Here is a 16,694-nt window from a genome sequence, read left to right on the forward strand (position 1 = left end):
GGCCGGCCTTGTTATTCCCCCCGGGTGCCGCCCCCCCGGCGGGGCCTGGGGTGTTCCCCTTGTCCAAGAGGGGGGGAAAAAACCGGGGGGGGGCCCCCCCCGGGGGGGGGGGGGGGGCGGCGGGCCCGCCCCACCCCGGCGAGGACCGCGTCACGAGCGCGATGACCGCAGCGGGCAGGTCGCTTCCCCAGGCGAAGGGCAGCAGGACCAGCACGACTGCCGTCCACTGCGTCGCGAGTGACCGCAGCCGAACGATCATGCTGCGATCGTCGCAGGCGCGCGGCCCCGCCCCCGGGTGGCGCGCGCCCGCACTCCGCTGGTGCAGGCCCCCGTTCCCGTGGCGCAGGGCCCGCTTCGGGACTGCGACGAAAGGCTCGTTCGAGGCCCGGGCCGCTACTTCAGCTCGGTCATCTCCCGTACGTCGCAGTCGGTGAAGGACGGCGGCCTGGTGCAGAGCGCGGCCATTTGCTCCGCCATCTTGGTCGTCTCGGGGTCGTTGCTGTTGCGCATGGCGTCCTCGTACGACTCGAACTCGATCACTACGAGGTAGCGGTTGGGCGTGTTGCGGTCCTGCAGGACGAGTCGGTGCGTGGGGCCACCGCTGCGGCCCGCGGTGCGCTGCTCGGCCTGCTGGACGAGTTCCCGCATCTCTTCCATGCGCTCGGTCTCGAAGTCGATGATCTGCACGAACTTCATGGGTGCCTCCACCCCACCGGGGCGTCCCCGGGCCGGGGAACGCTCAGCACTCAAGCAAGCACCGGGAGCGGTGGTCGGCAATTCGCCGCGCACCGCTCCCGGGGATGGTTGTTCCTACGTCCGACGTGGTCAGACCTCGATGCTGTCCTTCGGAGCGCTCTTGGCCTCTTCGAGCGCCGCCTGCTTCTTCGAGGCGATCAGGCTGGTGATCGTGGTGACCACCAGGACCGCGCAGATCACGCCGAGCGAGACCGGGATGGAGATCTCGGGGACGTGGACCCCCGACTCGTGCAGTGCGTGCAGCACCAGCTTGACGCCGATGAAGCCGAGGATGACGGACAGACCGTAGCTGAGGTGGACCAGCTTCTTGAGCAGGCCGCCGATAAGGAAGTACAGCTGCCGCAGCCCCATCAGCGCGAACGCATTGGCCGTGAAGACGATGTACGGGTCCTGGGTCAGACCGAAGATCGCGGGGATCGAGTCGAGCGCGAAGAGCACATCGGTGGTGCCGATCGCCAGCATCACGACCAGCATCGGTGTCATGACCCGCTTGCCGTTCTGCTGGATCCACAGCTTGGTGCCGTGGTAGCGGTCGGCCACGCCGAAGCGACGCTCGGCGGCCTTGAGCAGCCGGTTCTCCTCGAACTCCTCGTCCTCCTCCTCGGCCCGGGCCTCCTGGATCAGCTTCCAGGCGGTGTAGATGAGGAACGCGCCGAAGATGTAGAAGACCCACGCGAAGCTCGCGATGATCGCGGCACCCGCGGCGATGAATATCGCGCGCAGGACGAGGGCGATGAGCACACCGACGAGCAGCACCCGCTGCTGGTACCGCGAGGGCACCGCGAACTTCGCCATGATCAGGACGAAGACGAAGAGGTTGTCGACACTCAGCGACTTCTCGGTGATGAAGCCCGCGAAGAACTCTCCGGCAGGCTCACCGCCGGAGAAGACGAGCAGTCCGAGTCCGAACAGCCCGGCCAGGACGATCCAGACGATGGTCCAGATTCCGGCTTCCTTGATGGATACGTCGTGCGGCTTGCGGCCGATGAAGAAGTCGATCGCGATCAGGGCGGCAAGACCCACGATCGTCAGGACCCACAGGGTCAGGGAAACATCCACTGCGCCTCCGGCAGTCGTAACGGCAGATGTCAGCGTCGTCGCTACCGGAGGTCTCTTCCACCCGTGACGCTCACGGGCCGACGCCCCGGGATCTGGCCAGATCCGTATTGACGGGTACGCCGCAGCAGGCAGGGAGTACTCCCCTCCGTACGGAAGAGAGTACCGAACTACCAAGGAAAGGTAAAGGGATTAGTAAAGGGAGAGCCAAACTCGCAGGTCAGGTGGCTTTACTGATGCTTGACACAACCCTTCTGGGACGACCGCCGACGTGTCAGCGGTTCCAGGGGCGGCGGGCGGCCGCCACCTGGGCGAGCACCTGCTGGAGTACTTGGCTGCCCGGTGGGACGAGCGCGGGCTGGTACGTCCAGGCGTGCCCGACCCACGGGTCGGCGAGGTGGTCGTCGGGCACCGGAGTGAGCCGCAGCAGCGAGCGCCAGAGCGGGTCGAGCAGCGGCCCATAGGCGGCGGCGTCCTCCCGGTCGGCCACCATCATCAGATGGACGCCGACCGCCGAGCCCTCGTCCGCGAGGTAACGCAGCTGGGTTACGGCGCGGTCGTCGAAGCCGTGCGGGAAGTCGTTGACGATCAGCAGTTGCTCGGCGGTGTCGAAGCCCGGGGGCAGGGAGTCGGCCGCTCCGCCGCGCACCGCCATCTGCACCAGGTCGACACGCTGGGTGAGCCGGGCCAGGACGTCGGCCACGCCAGCGGCACCGACGGCCGGCGGGGCGTCGAGCACCCCGGACTGCACCAGTGGTGCGAGGGACGAGGCTCCCGAGCCGGCCGGGTCGATGACGTGCACCGTGTACTCGCCCGCGGGATAGACGGCGAGCAGCCGTGCGGCATGCGCCACCGCCGTGTCCATGGCGAGGCGGCGCAGTTCGTCGGAGTCGGCGAGCGAGTCGTCGAGGGTGGCGCGGCCGCTGTCGATCCACAGGCCGCGCTCCAGTGGCAGACGGACCAGCATCGGGATGCTCAGGCCCTCACTCTCGGGCAGATGAAGGTCGCCGAGGCGCAGCGCCATGGGGATTTCCATCGGTACCCGATAGCCGTGCCAGACCGGGTTGTCCCAGCGCGCGTACGCCGGGGGCAGTGCGGGCTCGACGACCTCGGCCTCGACGGTGAGCTGGGCGAGGTCCCGGTCGAGGGCCGCCCGGGCCTGGTCGACCAGTTGGGCGTGTTTGGCGCGGGCCGCCTCGCGCGCGGCGTCGCCCTGTCCCCCGATCCTGCTGCGCGGGTCGGACAGGACCTTGTCGAGCTCCTGCTCCATACGCGAGTCGGCGAAGTCGACGGCGCTGCGGTACGCGGCGGTGGTGCGGGCCAGGTCCTCGAACATGCCCCACACCTGGTTGTAGAGCCGCTCCTCCATGGACCAGCCGGTCGCGTCGCCGGCGACGGGCTGCGCGGGCTGTCCGGGCGGAGCCGGTGGTGCGGTCGGCGGGGGCGGCGGCGGGGCCGCGTTCTGCCGGCCGGGGTGGCTGTAGTTGATTCCGCCGCCGGCTGCGGACGCGGACGGCTGGGTGGCGGCGGAGGGGTCGGGCTGTCCGGGACCACCCGGGTAGCCCGTCTGCGGCACTGCGGCTCCGTGCGAACCGTGCGCGTCGTACGGGGACTGCGGCGGTACGGCACTGGCGGCGCCCTGAGGCCCGCCGTACGGCTGGTCCGGTCCCGGGGCCGAGGCGGCCGCCTGGCGTGAGCGGTCCGCGTCCGGCGTACGCGGCGGGGGTGCCGAAACGGAGCGGGCCAGGCCCTGGGCCACCGCCTCGTTGATGCTGCCCGCCAGCTGCTGGGCCTCGGGCAGGCCCTGGTCGGTGAGGAGTTCGGCGAGGCCGCCCGCGTAGCCCTGGCCGACCGCGCGGACCTTCCACGCGCCCTGCCTGCGGTAGAGCTCCAGGGCGACGACGGCCGACTCGGCGTCCAGGCCGGTGATGGTGTAGCTGGCAACCTCGGAGCCGTCGAGGCCGGTGACCGCGACGAAGGGGGCGGCGACGGCGCCGAACCGGACCGGACCTCCCCCATCGCCGGACGGCAGTGCGAGCAGCACACTGACCCGGTGCACGCTCTCCGGCAGGGCGCCCAAATCGAACGCGAGGCGGTGGTCGGCCGCCGCCTGCTTGGAGACCTCGAGTCCGGGCAGCGTGGGCGCGCCCGGGTGGGCCACCCACTCGACGCCGCGGACCTTGCCCTGCTCATCGCTGAGCGTGGCCCCGGCCACGATCGGCTTGCCGGCCGAAACGCGGACCTCAAGTCGGGCCTGGGAGAGCGGGTGATTCTGCCCCCGGACCAGCTCGGCCGTCATCGCCTTGTCCCCCTACGTCGCTTCGTGTGCTGCGCGCCCGCTGCCTACAGGTGCGGCAGGATCGCGGGCATCAGGTCCTGGAACGTACGGCCGTTGGCCGGCGTACCAAGCGCCGTCATCTGCCAGCCCGCGCCCGCCCGGTGCACCTTCGCCATGATCTGGGCCGTGTACTGCCCACCGCCCGCCAGCGTGTAGCGGGCGAGCTCCTGGCCGTTGGTCTCGTCGACGAGACGGCAGAACGCGTCCTGCACCTCCTGGAAGGTCTGGCCCGTGAAGGAGTTCACGGTGAAGACGATCTGATCGATGTGGACCGGGACGCGCTGCAGGTCGACGAGGATCGCCTCGTCGTCGCCGCCCTGGCCGACACCGCCGACCAGGTTGTCACCGGTGTGCCGCACGGAGCCGTCGTCGCTGACGAGGTGGCGGAAGAACACGACGTCGACGGGCTGCTTGTCCGCGAACAACACGGCGGACGCGTCGAGGTCGATCTCCCGGGTGCGCGAGCCGAACAGCCCGCGCCGGGGGGCCGCCTGCCAGCCGAGCCCCATGCGCACCGCGGTCAGGGTGCCCCCGTCGTTCTTCTGCAGACTGATGGCCTGACCCTTGGTCATGTTGACCGTCACGCGCTGTTCCCCTCTCGAACTGTCCCCTGTTGCCGCGGAGTCCGCGGATGACCAGAACCCTACGCAGCGGCACTGACAGTGCCGAACCCTGGGGCGCGCTTTGTGTCGGTCTTGCAACACAGCGCGCATATGCCGAGGTCCGGCACGGCCCGCGAAGGCGTCATGCTATGCCTGCCTCCTTCATCTGGCGCAGCTCCTTCTTCATCTCGGAGACCTCGTCGCGCAGTCGGGCCGCGATCTCGAACTGGAGATCGGCCGCGGCGGCGCGCATCCGCTCCGTCATCTCCTCGATCTGCTCGGCGAGTTCGGCCGCCGGGCGGTCGGTCGGCACCGTCTCCTTGCCCTTGCCCTTGCCCTTGGCGGACTTGGCCGCCTTGCCGGCGAGCGAGGGTACGGGGGCCTTGGCGCCCTTGCCGTCCTTCATCTTGCGGTAACCCGAGCCGAGCAGCTGCTCCGTGTCGACGTCCTCGCGGGCGATCTGCGCCACGATGTCGTTGATCTTCTTGCGGAGGGGCTGCGGGTCGATGCCCTTCTCCGTGTTGTACGCGACCTGCTTCTCCCGGCGGCGGTTGGTCTCCTCGATGGCCTTCTCCATCGCCGGGGTGATCTTGTCGGCGTACATGTGGACCTGGCCGGACACGTTGCGCGCCGCGCGGCCGATGGTCTGGATCAGCGACGTACCGGAACGCAGGAAGCCCTCCTTGTCGGCGTCCAGGATCGCCACCAGGGAGACCTCGGGCAGGTCGAGGCCCTCCCTCAGGAGGTTGATGCCGACCAGGACGTCGTACTCGCCGGCACGCAGCTCGCGCAGCAGCTCGACGCGGCGCAGGGTGTCGACGTCGCTGTGAAGATAGCGCACCTGGATGCCGAGTTCGAGGAAGTAGTCGGTGAGGTCCTCGGCCATCTTCTTGGTGAGTGTGGTGACCAGGACACGCTCGTCCTTCTCGGTGCGCTTGCGGATCTCGTGCACCAGATCGTCGATCTGGCCCTCGGTGGGCTTGACGACGACCTCGGGGTCGATCAGGCCGGTGGGGCGGATGATCTGCTCGACCTGGCCGTCGGAACGGGAGAGCTCGTACTTCCCCGGGGTCGCCGAGAGGTAGACCGTCTGCCCGATGCGCTCCTGGAACTCCTCCCACTTCAGGGGGCGGTTGTCCAGCGCGGACGGCAGTCGGAAGCCGTGGTCCACGAGGGTGCGCTTGCGGGACGCGTCGCCCTCGTACATCGCGCCGATCTGGGGCACGGTGACGTGCGACTCGTCGATGACGAGCAGGAAGTCGTCCGGGAAGTAGTCGATCAGCGTGTTCGGCGGGGAGCCGGGTTCGCGGCCGTCGAAGTGCATCGAATAGTTCTCGACGCCGGAGCAGGAGCCGATCTGGCGGAGCATCTCGAGGTCGTACGTCGTCCGCATGCGCAGGCGCTGGGCCTCCAGGAGCTTGCCCTGCTTCTCCAGTTCGGCGAGGCGCTCCCCCAGCTCCTTCTCGATGTCGTTGACGGCGCGCTCCATGCGCTCGGGGCCCGCCACGTAGTGGGAGGCCGGGAACACATAGACCTGGTTGTCGTCGCTGATGACCTCTCCGGTGAGCGGGTGCAGCGTGGAGAGGGCCTCGATCTCGTCGCCGAACATCTCGATGCGGACGGCCAGCTCTTCGTAGACCGGGAAGATCTCGATGGTGTCGCCGCGGACCCGGAAGGTTCCGCGCGCGAACGCCACGTCGTTGCGCGTGTACTGGATGTCGACGAAGCGGCGCAGCAGGTCGTCGCGGTCGATCTCGTCGCCGACCTTGAGCGAGACCATGCGGTCCACGTACTCCTGCGGCGTGCCCAGACCGTAGATGCAGGAGACCGAGGCGACCACGACGACGTCGCGGCGGGTCAGCAGCGAGTTGGTCGCGGAGTGGCGCAGGCGCTCGACCTCCTCGTTGATCGAGGAGTCCTTCTCGATGTAGGTGTCCGACTGCGGGACATATGCCTCGGGCTGGTAGTAGTCGTAGTACGAGACGAAGTACTCGACCGCATTGTTCGGCAGCAGCTCGCGGAACTCGTTGGCCAGCTGGGCGGCCAGGGTCTTGTTCGGGGCCATCACCAGGGTGGGGCGCTGGAGCTTCTCGATCATCCACGCGGTGGTGGCGGACTTGCCGGTGCCGGTCGCGCCCAGCAGGACGACATCCTTCTCACCTGCGCGGATGCGCTTCTCCAGGTCGGCGATGGCCGTGGGCTGGTCACCGCTTGGCTGGTAGGGGCTGACGACCTCGAAGGGCGCCACCGAACGTTCGATCTTGGATACGGGCCGCATGGAATCCACGGTACGACCCCGCACTGACAACCGGGTCGGATCACCAGCTCTGCGGGGTCCGGGAGCTGCGGTGCCGCTGGTTGCGGCCGGCGCGGGTGGGAGGACGGCGGCCGGGGTGCGGGACGGCGGGATGAGCCGGGATACCGGGCCGGTTCTCGGTGGGGGTCCAGTCGGGCTTGCCCATGACCATCAGCGGGTCGAACATCACGACGACGCCCGCCAGACACAGGAAGACCAGCGGGCCGATCATCATCGGGGCGAGCAGGGCGGCGGGCGAGTCGCCCCCGGGGGTGCTGGACGTGCCGTGGAGATGGACGCTGAGGGCGGCCATGCCCGTGTAGTGCATGCCGCTGACGGCGAGCCCCATGACGAGACTGGCACCCACGCTCCAGAGGAATCCCCGGACTTGTCCCGCCGCCCACAGGGCGGCTGTCGCGGCGACGACGGCTATGACGACCGAGGCGGAGACGGTGAGGGTGTTGTATTCGAGCTTCCCGTTCAGGCGCATGCCGGCCATGCCCAGGTAGTGCATCGAGGCGACTCCCAGACCGGTGATGGTGCCTCCGGTGAAGAGCGCCGTGCCGCTCGCGCCCCGGTAGCCGACGATGAAGATGCCAATGCCGACCATCACGATGGCCACGCCCAGGCTCGCGAACGTTGTCGGCTTGTCGTAGTGGATCGGGGTCTCCTTGACCGTGAACCCCATCATCGCGATGAAGTGCATGGTCCATATGCCCGAGCCGATCGCGGCCGAGCCGAGCGCCAGCCAGCCGGCGCGCCAGGAGCGGGCGACGAGCATCGATCTGGTGGTGCAGCGCAGTCCCAGCGCTCCGCCCAAACAGGCCATGAGGTAGGCCACCAGCGGTGTGACGAGTCCGTAAGTGAAGCCGTCGACCGTGCCCTGCATGCGCGGCTGCCCTTCCCGCCCTGTTGATCCTGAAATTCCCGGAAATGCCCCCACCCTCAGGACCGCAAGAGCGGACAGGGTCGAGGCAGAGAGTATGACCCCCACCGGAATGGTCGAACGATTTTCCGGCAAAGAATCACGGCCTCGCCCCACTTGTGCGGCGCCAGTGAGTGGACTTGGACAACTCCATTCAATTTGTGGCCATCTCGCACCCCTTCTTCATTGACTCTCTGCTGTCACTCTTGTGCTGTCCGTGATCATTCGACGCGAGGAGAAGGAATGCACGCGCGCGTTGCCGCCGCCACGACCGCCGCGCTTCTAGGGGGCGCCGTTGTGATACTCCCCAGTCCGCACGCCCGGGCCGGGTCCCAGAGCACCCGGCCGGTGATCGTCTCCCACCGTGGTGCCTCCGGCTACGCGCCCGAGAACACCCTGGCCGCCATCGACAAGGCGGCCGCGATGGGATTCAGCTGGGTCGAGAACGACGTCCAGCGCACCCGGGACGGTGAACTCGTCGTCCTGCACGACTCCACACTGGCGCGTACGACCAATGTCGAGCAGCTCTATCCGGACAGGGCTCCCTGGAAGGTCAAGGACTTCACCGCCGCGGAGGTCGCCCGCCTGGACGCCGGGAGCTGGTTCGGCCCCCGGTACGCGGGCACGCGCGTGCCGACGCTGAAGCAGTACATGAACCGGGTCTCGTACAACCACCAGAAGCTCGTCCTGGAGATCAAGAACCCCGGGCTCTACCCGGGCATCGAGCGGCAGACCCTCAAGCTCCTGAGCAACGAGGGCTGGCTCGACCCGGCGCATCTCAGGAGCAGCTTGATCGTCCAGAGTTTCAGTGCGGACAGCGTGCGGACGGTCCACGATCTGCGCCCCGGCATCAAGACGGCCTTCCTGGGCAGGCCGTCGATCGCGCAGCTCCCCGAGTACGCCCGATTCACCGACCAGATCAATCCGGATCACACCGGGCTCTCGTCCGGCTACGTCTCCGCGGTCCACTCGTTCGACGGACCGCACGGCACGCCGATGCGGGTCTTCGCCTGGACCGTGAACGACGCGGACGTCGCGCGACGTGTGGCGGGCTTCGGCGTGGACGGCATCATCACGAATGTGCCCGACGTCGTCCGGAGGGCATTGGGGTAGCACCGCACAGCTCCCTCGCCCGTGGTGCGGACGTGTGCCGGCTTCCGCGCCACGGGCGTTGTCAGTGGCGCACCGTACGGTGGATCGCATGGACAGCCATGGGCAGTACGAGCAGCAGGTCGTGTGGACCGTCGTGGGCACGGACATCGGTCCGCTGCTGCTGGCGGCGACACGCGACGGCCTGGTGAACGTCGTGTTCCACGCCACGGACGAGGTGCGCGACAAGGCGCTCGACCGGCTCGCGTCCCGACTGGGCACCGAGCCCGTCGAGGCACCCGAGTCGCCCCTGCTGGCCGAGGCGATACGTCAGGTCGCGGCGTACTTCGCGGGCGAGCGGCACGACTTCGAACTGCCGCTGGACTGGTCGCTGATCTCCGGGTTCAACCGCCAGGTGCTGCGCGAGCTGGCGTCCGGCGTTCCGTACGGCTCGGTCGTGGGCTACGGCGACCTGGCCGGGCGGGTCGGCCAGCCGGGCGCGGCGCAGGCTGTAGGGGTGGCCATGGGCTCGAATCCACTGCCGGTCGTCGTGCCGTGCCACCGGGTGGTCGAAAGCGACGGTGGTATCGGCGGGTTCGGGGGCGGTCTGGAGACGAAGCGGAAGCTGCTCGCGCTGGAGGGGGTGCTTCCGGAGCCGCTGTTCTGACGGCCCTGCGGTGAGCCGGGTGTGGTGTCTCACCGCAGAGCCGGTGATCGCGCAACGCCGCTGCGTGACAACCCGTGTTCACGCATACGCGACAGCCGGTGTTCGCGCCTGCCTGACAGCCGCGGTTCGGAACGTACGTGAAAACCCATGTTCGTACAGCCGTACGGGCTGGGAAACTGCGCCGGTGATCAGATCCTGGTGCGCATCCTGTTCCGCCGTATCCAAGCGTTCCCCGTCCGAGTGTTCTCCGTGACCTCCGTCGAGCGGCAGGTCTCCGTCCCCGTGGACGCGGAGGCGATACCGGCGCTGCGGCGCCGTATCACCGCCGTGCTGATCGCCAGTCAGATCCTCGGCGGGCTCGGAGTGGCCACCGGCATCGCGCTCGCCACCGTGCTGGCCAAGCAGGTCAGCGGCACCGAGTCGCTGTCCGGGCTCGCGCCCACCGCGACCGTCAGCGGTACGGCGGTGCTCTCCGTGCCGCTGGCCGCGCTGATGACCGCGCGCGGCCGCAGGCCGGGGCTCGTGCTGGCGTATCTCATCGGTGCGTCGGGAGCGGGTGTCGTGGTGGTCGCGGCGAGCATCGGGAGCTTTCCGCTGCTGCTGCTCGGCATGGCGGGGTTCGGCGCGGCCTCGTCGGCGAATCTGCAGGCGCGGTTCGCGGCCGCCGATCTGGCCGAGCCCGGGCGGCGGGCACGGGCCATCTCGAACGTGGTGTGGGCCACCACGATCGGGGCGGTGCTGGGGCCGAACATCGCCGCGCCCGCCGGACGCAGCGTCTCCGGGCTCGGGATTCCCGAGACGGCGGGGCCGTTCCTGTGGGCGGCCGGGGTGTTTCTCGTCTCCGCGCTGCTGGTGGCCGTGCTGCTGCGTCCCGATCCCCTGCTGACCGCCAGGGCGCTCGCGCCCGTCGAGGAGCGGTCGGCCGCCGCGCGTTCCCTGCGGGCCGGTCTCGCCGCCGTCGCCGCCTCGCCGCGGGCCAAGCTGGCGCTCCTGACGGTGACCGTCTCGCACACCGCGATGGTCTCGATCATGTCGATGACCCCCGTGGATCTCGGGCACCACGGCGCGAGCATCGATCTGATCGGGCTGGTGATCAGCGGTCACATCGCGGGCATGTACGCGTTCTCGCCCCTCATGGGGCGGCTCTCGGACCGGCTCGGGCGGCTCTCCGGGATCGGGCTCGCCGTGGGTCTGCTGGCCTGTGCGGCGCTGCTCGCCGGAACGGCGGGAGACAGCCATCGGCAGACGGCCGTGGGCCTCTTCGTGCTGGGTCTGGGGTGGTCGTCCGGGATGGTGTCGGGCTCGGCGCTCCTGACGGACTCCGTGCCCCAGGCGGCGCGGGCCGCCGCGCAGGGGCTGTCCGACCTGACCATGAACACGGCGGCCGGTCTCGGTGGAGCGGCCGCCGGTCTTGTTGTCGCGCGGGCGAGTTACGGGTGGCTGAACCTCGTCGCCGCGTGTCTGCTGGTGCCGCTGGGCGGGCTGGCACTGTTCACACGGGGGCGGCGCGGTCGCGGTCGGTGAGGAGGCACGGTGCGGTCGGTGAGGAAGCACGGCGTCCTCGACTAGGAGGGGAGGCGCCCTCGGTGAGGGCCGGTGTCAGAGGCTGATGTGATACGCCTTGCGGAGCGTCTCGTGCACCGTCCACGTCGTACGGTCGCCCTCGCGCAGGATCGCCGCGTCGCCGGGGCCCACCTCGATGACGTCGCCGCCCTCGACCTCGATCGTGGCGCGGCCGCTGACGACGACGAACAGCTCGTTCGCCTCCGTGTCGGTGACCACGCCGGGCGTGATCTGCCAGATGCCACGCAGTTGCTTGCCGTCGGCCGACTCCCACAGCACCTTGCCCGTCACGACCGGGTCGCCGGAGACGATCTGGGCCGGATCCAGGGGCTCCGGTTCGAGCTCGGCGTCGGGGATGTGCACGGCGAAGGACGGGGTGGCCTGGGTGCTCGCGGTCATGAGCGGTCACCTTAAGGGTTGCGAGAAAGGCCGCGCGCGGAGGGTGGCCGGAACGCGCGACCGGTAGCAGACTCCGCCCTGCGCACAGCCGCTGGCATCCGAAGTCACGGAGCCGAAGGGACGGCGATCAGGCATGAGCGGAAACAGGGCAGTGGCGTATCTCAAGCCGGGTGCGGTGGAGGTCAGGACCATCGACTATCCGACGCTTGAACTGCAGGACGGGCCGGGGGTGGCTCCCGAGAACGTCGGCCGCAAGTGCCGGCACGGGGTCATTCTCAAGGTCCTCGCCAGCAACATCTGCGGAAGTGACCAGCACATGGTGCGGGGCCGTACGACCGCGCCCGAGGGGCTGGTCCTCGGACACGAGATCACCGGAGAGGTACTGGAACGCGGACCGGACGTCGAGTTCCTCGAGGTCGGGGACATCGTCTCGGTGCCGTTCAACATCGCCTGCGGGCGGTGTCGCAACTGCAAGGAGCGCAAGACCGGTATCTGCCTGAACGTCAACCCGGCCCGTCCGGGGGCGGCCTATGGCTATGTCGACATGGGCGGCTGGGTCGGTGGTCAGGCCGAGTACGCCATGGTCCCGTACGCGGACTTCAACCTGCTGCGGTTCCCGGACCGGGACCAGGCACGTGAGAAGCTCCTCGACCTGACCATGCTGTCGGACATCTTCCCGACCGGCTTCCACGGTGCGGTCACCGCGGGCGCCGGGGTCGGTTCGACGGTGTACGTCGCCGGGGCGGGCCCGGTCGGTCTGGCCGCGGCCGCGTCGGCGCAGCTGCTGGGCGCCGCCGTCGTCATCGTCGGGGACCTCAACGCCGAACGCCTCGCCCAGGCAAAGAGCTTCGGCTGCGAGACCGTCGACGTCTCACGCGGCGGTGTGGAGGACCAGATCGCGCAGATCCTCGGTGAACCCGAGGTCGACGCGGCCGTCGACGCGGTCGGCTTCGAGGCCCGGGCGCACGGCCCGAACGCCCAGGAGGCGCCCGCGACCGTCCTCAACTCGCTGATGGGCATCACGCGCGCGGGCGGTGCCCTGGGCATCCCCGGGCTGTATGTCACGGACGACCCCGGCGGGATCGACCAGGACGCGAAGACCGGGACGCTGAAGGTGCGGCTCGGCCTCGGGTGGGCCAAGAGCCACGGCTTCACCACGGGCCAGTGCCCGGTGATGCGGTACCACCGGGGGCTGATGAAGGCGATCCTGCACGAGCGGGTGCACATCGCCAAGGCGGTCAACGCGACCGTGATCGGCCTGGAGGACGCACCGCGCGGCTACGCCGAGTTCGACCAGGGCGCCGGCCGCAAGTACGTGCTCAATCCGCATGGAGCGCTGAACGGCGTACGGCCTGTCTGACCTCGCGCCTCCCGAAAGGGTGCTCCCGCGCGCGTGGGAGCACCCCTTCTGCCGCTTGAGGGCTTTGAGGGCTGCTTGTAGTGCCGCCCCGAGGGCTACTCGTAGTGCCGTGCCTCGAAGACGTTTCCGTCGGGGTCACGGAAGTAGAAGCTGCGCTTGGCCATTCCGCGGGCGCCGTAGGAGTCGTAGGAGAAGCCCGAGACGGGAACGGACCGCTCCTCCAGACGTGCCCGCAGCGCGTCGAAATCGCCTCCCTTGAGGGACAGGCATACGTGGTTGACCGGGTGCCCGGCACTGTCGGCGCCTCCCGGGACCATGTTCATGTACTCCGCCATGGGCAGGGGCATGAGGTCGACAATGGTCTCCTCATTGATGCGTACGGAGGGGAACGACTCCTTTCCGGCGGCGAATTCGGTGACCCTCAGGGGCTCCAGGCCGACCGCCTTCTCGTAGAAGTCGGCCGAGGCGAGCGGATCGCGCACCCACAGGACGACATGGTCGAGACGTGTCGAGTTGTCCGTCATGCCCCCAGGCTGGTGTCGTACGCCGCAGGTCGCAAGGGTTTGGCCGGGCGTGCCGCTCGCCAGAGATCCAGAGACGAGGAACGTCGACCGGCAGGAGGCAGGCTCGTGATCGTGGTGTCCGAAGAGGTGCGGGAGGCGCTGGACGCGCGCCGGCCGGTGGTGGCCCTGGAGTCGACGATCATCGCGCACGGGCTGCCCCGCCCACGCAATCTGCAGGTCGCGCTGGAGCTGGAGGATGTCGTACGGCGGGAGGGTGCCGTCCCCGCGACGATCGCCGTGCTGGACGGGCAGCCCCATGTCGGTCTGGACAAGGAGCAGCTGGAGCGGGTCGCGAACGAGGAAGGGATCCGCAAGCTGGGTCACCGTGATCTGCCGCTCGCGGTGGCGGCGGGCGCGAGCGGGGCGACGACCGTCTCCGCGACAGCGCTGCTGGCCGCCCTCGCGGGTGTACGGGTGTTCGCGACGGGCGGGCTCGGCGGGGTGCACCGGGAGTGGACGGTGACGCAGGACGAGTCCGCCGACCTGGGCCTTTTGGCCCGTACCCGGATCACGGTGGTGTGCGCGGGCGTGAAGTCGATCCTGGACGTGCCCGCGACGCTGCAGCGCCTGGAGACGCTCGGCGTGGCGGTGGCCGGGTACGGCACAGGGCGCTTCCCCGGCTTCTACCTGTCGGACTCGGGGTATCCGGTGGACTGGACGCTGGAGTCCCCCGGGCAGGTGGCGGATGTCATGCGCGCGCAGGACACGGTGGACGGCCCCGAGTCGGCGCTCATCGTCGCGAACCCCGTCCCCGAAGAGGAGCAGCTCGATCCCGCGCTCCACGCGCGCGTGCTCGCCGACGCGCTGCACGCGTGCGCGGCGGAGGGCGTGACCGGGCAAGCGGTGACACCGTTCCTGCTCGACTATCTGGTGCGGCACACCGACGGTGCCTCGCTGCGCGCCAATCTAGCGGCGGTGCGCGGCAACGTACGGCTCGCGGCGCGGATCGCGGCGGCCTGGGCCGGGGTGTGAACGAGACGGATCGCGGGGGCGCCGCCGGGCGGGACACGAGGGTGCCCGCGGGCGCTCTGCTCGTCGTCGGGGACGTCGTCACGGACGTCGTCGCCCGGCACCACGGACCGCTCGCGGCGGGCACCGACACCGCTGCCGCGATCTGCACCGTGCCGGGCGGCGCGGGCGCCAACGTCGCGTGCTGGGCGGCGCATTGGGGCTGTGCGGACGTACGGCTGCTGGGCCGGGTGGGTGCGGACGCGGCAGCGTGGCACGAGCGCGAGCTCGCGGCCTGCGGCGTACACCCCCTCCTTGTCGTTGATCCGCAGGCGCCGACCGGGACGGTGATCTGCCTGGTGGACACGGGCGCATCGGCGGAGCGTACGTTCCTCACGGACAGCGGGGCCTCTCTGCGGCTCGACCCCGGCGACTGGTCGCCCGCGCTGCTCGACGATGTCGCGCGGTTGCATCTGTCGGGGTACCTGTTCTTCTCCGAGCCGAGCCGGGCGCTGGTGTCGGTGGCGCTGGAGTCGGCACGCGCGCGTGGCGTACCGGTGAGCCTGGATCCTGCGTCGGCCGGGTTCCTCACCGAGCTGGGGGTCGACCGCTTCCTCGAACTCGCCGAGGGCGTCGATGTCCTACTGCCCAGCCGTGACGAGGCGTACCTGTTGACCGGGCTGCCCGATCCCGGAGACGCGGCGGCCAAGTTGAGCCGCCATGTCCCCCTGGTCGTCGCCAAGCAGGGCAGTGACGGGGCTCTGGTGGCCCGTTCCGGAACCGTCCGGGCCCGTGTCCCGGCCGTGCCCGCCACACCCCGCGACACCACGGGCGCCGGCGACGCCTTCACCGGAGCGTTCCTCGCCGCCCTGCTCGCGGGCGCGGAGCCCGAGGAGGCGGCGGCCGAGGGGTGCGGCGCGGGGGCGATGGCGGTGGAACGGGTCGGAGGGAGGCCGCCGGCGGGCACCTGACGACGGCCGGAAGGGGCACACGCCGGTGGGCCAACCACGCCACCGCGTAGGGCGGATGCGCAGGCGAGTCGATGGTGCCACCGCGTAGGGCCGTCACGGATAGGCCTGCGACGCCGACCGAGCGGGGCGACACGCCGGTGGACGGCCGGCCATGCCCGTGGCGCCCTCGTCGCCCCCCATCTCCATCTACCCTTTGCGCCCCCACGCCGAGATCATCGGTGCCGTCGCCAGGTCCATGGAGCCGGAGGCGACATTGGCCAGGTGGCGGTCGATGTCCTGATGGGTGGCGAGGCCCTTGGCGACGAGCTGGTCGCGGATCTGACGGATCGTCGCGGACTCCAGGTCGGCGCAGGCGGGCGAGGAGACAGGGAAGTACGCGTCGGCCTCCACACCGCTCAGCCCCGCCTCGCGGAGCAGGCGCGGGAGTTTGCGGCCGTACGCGATGTCGGCGCCGCGCTCCGCGAGCAGGCTGCGGAAGCCTTGGCGCAACCGGTTCGCGAGTTCTTGCTCGGGACCGTACTCGTCGGGGCAGAGCAGGGGCTGCAGCGCGGGGTCGCCGTCCTCGACGAGGAGTCGGCCGCCGGGCCGCAGGGCCTGGACCATCGACCGCAACGCCCGCTCTCGGTCCGGCACATGGACCAGGACGAGCCGGGCGTGCACGAGGTCGAAGCCCTCCCCCGGCGGTTCCTCGGCGCCCACGTCGTGGACGCGGACCTCGACCGGCGGCCGGGCGGCGGAGGCCGCCCACGAGGTGTCGATGTCGGTCGCGACGACCCGCCCGGTCGGGCCGACCTTCTTGGCGAGCCAGGTCACCACGGACGTGCCGCCCGCTCCGACCTCCCAGCAGCGCCAGCCGGAGCCGATGCCGAAGCGCTCGATGTGCCGGAACGTCGTGGGGTCGAAGAGAGTGGCGAAGGCATCGAAGCGCTGTCCCGCCTCGTTCTGCCGGTTGTCGAGGAGATACCCGTCGGTTCGCGTCATGGAGGGATCATCCCAGTTGACCGGCTTGTCCGGAATCGCCGACGCTCCCGTTGTCGACACCTGCGCGATCCGCCGAGCGCGGCGCAGCCGCACCCTGCGGCGGTCCAGGGCCGCACACCGGCCTGCCCGATCAGGCGAGCGCCGCCCGCCACCCAACACGCAGGTATCCGCCACCCAACA

At 70.0% G+C, this 16,694-nt stretch carries 15 protein-coding genes; 6 read left to right on the forward strand and 9 right to left on the reverse strand.

What is annotated here, in order from left to right; all coding sequences use genetic code 11:
• Window positions 1-393 precede the first annotated feature (393 nt).
• The 6 genes from ACFY0T_RS44250 to ACFY0T_RS44275 form a co-directional block, all read right to left on the reverse strand.
• Window positions 394-696: a hypothetical protein gene (locus tag ACFY0T_RS44250; protein WP_388884204.1), complete on the reverse strand. Its 303-nt coding sequence runs from the start codon at window positions 694-696 to the stop codon at window positions 394-396.
• A 129-nt stretch (window positions 697-825) separates the two neighbouring features.
• Window positions 826-1,815: a TerC/Alx family metal homeostasis membrane protein gene (locus ACFY0T_RS44255; protein ID WP_388884205.1), complete on the reverse strand. Its 990-nt coding sequence runs from the start codon at window positions 1,813-1,815 to the stop codon at window positions 826-828.
• Window positions 1,816-2,086: 271 nt separating this feature from the next.
• Window positions 2,087-4,111, reverse strand: a complete 2,025-nt coding sequence (locus ACFY0T_RS44260) for a TerD family protein (RefSeq protein WP_388884206.1) — start codon at window positions 4,109-4,111, stop codon at window positions 2,087-2,089.
• Between the two features lie 44 nt (window positions 4,112-4,155).
• Window positions 4,156-4,734 (reverse strand): TerD family protein, encoded by a 579-nt coding sequence (locus ACFY0T_RS44265; protein WP_138048414.1) that lies wholly within the window; start codon window positions 4,732-4,734, stop codon window positions 4,156-4,158.
• A gap of 160 nt (window positions 4,735-4,894) precedes the next feature.
• A complete protein-coding gene (uvrB, locus tag ACFY0T_RS44270; RefSeq protein ID WP_388884207.1) occupies window positions 4,895-7,030 on the reverse strand; it encodes an excinuclease ABC subunit UvrB in 2,136 nt (711 codons plus the stop codon).
• Window positions 7,031-7,070: 40 nt separating this feature from the next.
• Complete coding sequence (locus ACFY0T_RS44275) at window positions 7,071-7,937, reverse strand: MHYT domain-containing protein (RefSeq protein WP_388884208.1); 867 nt, start codon at window positions 7,935-7,937, stop codon at window positions 7,071-7,073.
• A 279-nt stretch (window positions 7,938-8,216) separates the two neighbouring features.
• On the opposite strand from ACFY0T_RS44275, the gene ACFY0T_RS44280 reads away from it, so the two are divergent.
• From ACFY0T_RS44280 to ACFY0T_RS44290, 3 genes are all read left to right on the forward strand, one after another.
• Window positions 8,217-9,086 (forward strand): glycerophosphodiester phosphodiesterase, encoded by an 870-nt coding sequence (locus ACFY0T_RS44280; RefSeq protein WP_388884209.1) that lies wholly within the window; start codon window positions 8,217-8,219, stop codon window positions 9,084-9,086.
• 88 nt (window positions 9,087-9,174) lie between these two features.
• A complete protein-coding gene (locus ACFY0T_RS44285) occupies window positions 9,175-9,729 on the forward strand; it encodes a methylated-DNA--[protein]-cysteine S-methyltransferase (RefSeq protein WP_388884210.1) in 555 nt (184 codons plus the stop codon).
• 249 nt (window positions 9,730-9,978) lie between these two features.
• Entirely contained in the window at window positions 9,979-11,253 is a 1,275-nt protein-coding gene (locus ACFY0T_RS44290) for an MFS transporter (protein WP_388884279.1), read from the forward strand.
• Window positions 11,254-11,328: 75 nt separating this feature from the next.
• On the opposite strand, the gene ACFY0T_RS44295 is transcribed toward ACFY0T_RS44290, so the two are convergent.
• A complete protein-coding gene (locus ACFY0T_RS44295; RefSeq protein ID WP_388884211.1) occupies window positions 11,329-11,691 on the reverse strand; it encodes a cupin domain-containing protein in 363 nt (120 codons plus the stop codon).
• Between the two features lie 133 nt (window positions 11,692-11,824).
• Here ACFY0T_RS44295 and fdhA point away from each other — a divergent pair, with 133 nt between their 5' ends.
• Window positions 11,825-13,051, forward strand: a complete 1,227-nt coding sequence (fdhA, locus tag ACFY0T_RS44300) for a formaldehyde dehydrogenase, glutathione-independent (protein WP_388884212.1) — start codon at window positions 11,825-11,827, stop codon at window positions 13,049-13,051.
• A gap of 95 nt (window positions 13,052-13,146) precedes the next feature.
• Here the strand turns inward: fdhA and ACFY0T_RS44305 are convergent, their stop codons facing one another.
• Window positions 13,147-13,575, reverse strand: a complete 429-nt coding sequence (locus tag ACFY0T_RS44305) for a VOC family protein (RefSeq protein ID WP_388884213.1) — start codon at window positions 13,573-13,575, stop codon at window positions 13,147-13,149.
• A 105-nt stretch (window positions 13,576-13,680) separates the two neighbouring features.
• Between ACFY0T_RS44305 and ACFY0T_RS44310 the strand changes: the two genes are divergently transcribed.
• Together ACFY0T_RS44310 and ACFY0T_RS44315 are read left to right on the forward strand one after the other, a co-directional pair.
• Window positions 13,681-14,586, forward strand: a complete 906-nt coding sequence (locus ACFY0T_RS44310; protein ID WP_388884214.1) for a pseudouridine-5'-phosphate glycosidase — start codon at window positions 13,681-13,683, stop codon at window positions 14,584-14,586.
• The gene (locus ACFY0T_RS44315; protein WP_388884215.1) at window positions 14,583-15,533 is read left to right on the forward strand and encodes a carbohydrate kinase family protein; all 951 of its coding nucleotides are present in this window, start codon (window positions 14,583-14,585) and stop codon (window positions 15,531-15,533) included. Before ACFY0T_RS44310 ends, ACFY0T_RS44315 begins: the two co-directional genes overlap by 4 nt.
• Window positions 15,534-15,719: 186 nt before the next feature.
• On the opposite strand, the gene ACFY0T_RS44320 is transcribed toward ACFY0T_RS44315, so the two are convergent.
• On the reverse strand, window positions 15,720-16,514 hold the full coding sequence (locus tag ACFY0T_RS44320) for a class I SAM-dependent methyltransferase (RefSeq protein WP_388884216.1): 795 nt from the start codon (window positions 16,512-16,514) through the stop codon (window positions 15,720-15,722).
• Window positions 16,515-16,694 lie beyond the last annotated feature (180 nt).

It is taken from the genome of Streptomyces sp. NPDC001530, assembly GCF_042894545.1.
In the GTDB taxonomy this organism is placed as follows: domain Bacteria; phylum Actinomycetota; class Actinomycetes; order Streptomycetales; family Streptomycetaceae; genus Streptomyces.